General features: G+C 32.0%; 2 protein-coding genes. One reads left to right on the top strand and one right to left on the bottom strand.

Annotated elements, in window-relative coordinates; all coding sequences use genetic code 11:
* Positions 1 to 251: 251 nt before the first annotated feature.
* The gene (locus tag EII23_RS11835) at positions 252 to 677 is read left to right on the top strand and encodes a pyridoxamine 5'-phosphate oxidase family protein (RefSeq protein ID WP_124793533.1); all 426 of its coding nucleotides are present in this window, start codon (positions 252 to 254) and stop codon (positions 675 to 677) included.
* 176 nt (positions 678 to 853) lie between these two features.
* Here EII23_RS11835 and EII23_RS11830 read toward each other — a convergent pair.
* A partial coding sequence (locus EII23_RS11830; protein ID WP_185702396.1) for an NAD(P)/FAD-dependent oxidoreductase occupies positions 854 to 1,603 on the bottom strand: 750 nt, incomplete at its 5' end.

Below are 1,603 nucleotides of genomic sequence, written 5' to 3'. Positions count from 1 at the left end.
ACTATATATTGAAAAAGTGGATTATCTTTCGTTCTAAAAACTCTGTTAAGTATGACTCCTAAATGGATTTTATTGCTTCCCAACTTGTTTCATACAAATTCACTCTATAATTGTCCTTTAACTTAAGATTGTGTTTTCAATCATACACCCGTTTTAACTTTTGTATAATTCACTAAAAAATAAAATAAATTTTAATACCTTACATATTATAGGCAACTTCAGTGTATATTATTATCAGAGGTGATTAAATTATGAATAACGAACAATTACAAAATGAAATTGAAAATATATTAAATACATCAAAAATAGGTGTCCTATCTACTGCACATAACAATACACCTAATAGTAGATACATGATATTTTATAATGATGGACACACACTTTATACTAAGACAAGCATTGAGTCTAAAAAAATTGCTGAATTGCAAGATAATTCCAAAGCTCATGTACTTATAGGTTACGATGAAACGAATAATCGTAGTTTTCTAGAAATTGATGCTAATGTTGAAATACTGAAAGATCAAGAGACTATTGATTGGATTTGGAACAAACAAGATAAGTCCTTTTTTGACTCTAAGGATGATTCAAACTTGTGTGTAATTAAAGTAATACCAAAATCCATAAAAATTATGAACGATAAAAAATTAGACACACCACAAACCATTACGTTCGATTAGTTAAAAAGGCGAGCCTGGGACATAAATAGATGTCTCAGGCTCGTTTTCAATTTGGCAGTAGGTGCCTGAATTGAAAATGCGATTATATCAAGCTTTTTTCAATCCTAATCACCCTTGCCGGGGTGGGACTACGAAATCTATATTAGAAAACTTAATTTCTGCCCCACCCCCGTTTTTTATATACCATTATTAATATCTTCTAACATAGCATCAACTGTAATTTTAGCACTCGTCAGTACAATTGGCACTCCTGCCCCTGGATGAACACTAGCTCCAGCAAAATACAAATTTTTGTAATCTCTGCTCACATTAGGCGGTCTGTAATAGTTACTTTGCGCTAAAGTAGGCATTAAACCAAAGGCTGCTCCAAATTTAGCATTATAATCTCCTTCAAAATCCTTAGGTGTATAAATAATTTCTGTCACAACTTGCTTTTTCAAATCTTCTAACGCTTTAATCGTAGAAAGCTTATTGTAAATAATATCTTTCACTTGTGTGATTGTTGACTCATCAGACCAATCCGTATCACCTGTTTTCAATTCTGAAACGGGCATCAGCACATAAATACCTGTTTGACCTTCTGGCGCTAACGATTGATCCTCCACACTAGGAGCGTATACATATATTGATGGATCTTGGGATATTTCTCCGGAAAATATTTCATTGATATTATTATCAAAATCCTTTGAAAATATAACATTATGTAACAAGATATCTTCAGATAAATCTTTATCAACCCCTATGTACATTAAAAAGGCTGAGCAAGAATAGTCCATATTATCAATTTTCTGTGTCGTATACTTCTTAGGATGATGTTCATTTTTAATTAAAGATGAAGTAGCATATGGGAAATCAGCAGTACAAATTATTTTGTCATACTTTTCTATATGTCCGTTTACTTTTAGTCCCTCCGCACACTTATACCT

Origin of the sequence: Desulfovibrio sp. OH1186_COT-070, from assembly GCF_003860215.1 — a bacterium.
Taxonomy (GTDB): Bacteria; Desulfobacterota; Desulfovibrionia; order Desulfovibrionales; family Desulfovibrionaceae; genus Desulfovibrio.
This window is presented reverse-complemented; position numbering and strand designations above follow the sequence as displayed.

Bases quoted from the DNA above. Each gene is read 5' to 3' on its own strand.
- EII23_RS11835 (WP_124793533.1), top strand. From the start codon at position 252: ATGAATAACGAACAATTACAAAATGAAATTGAAAATATATTAAATACA.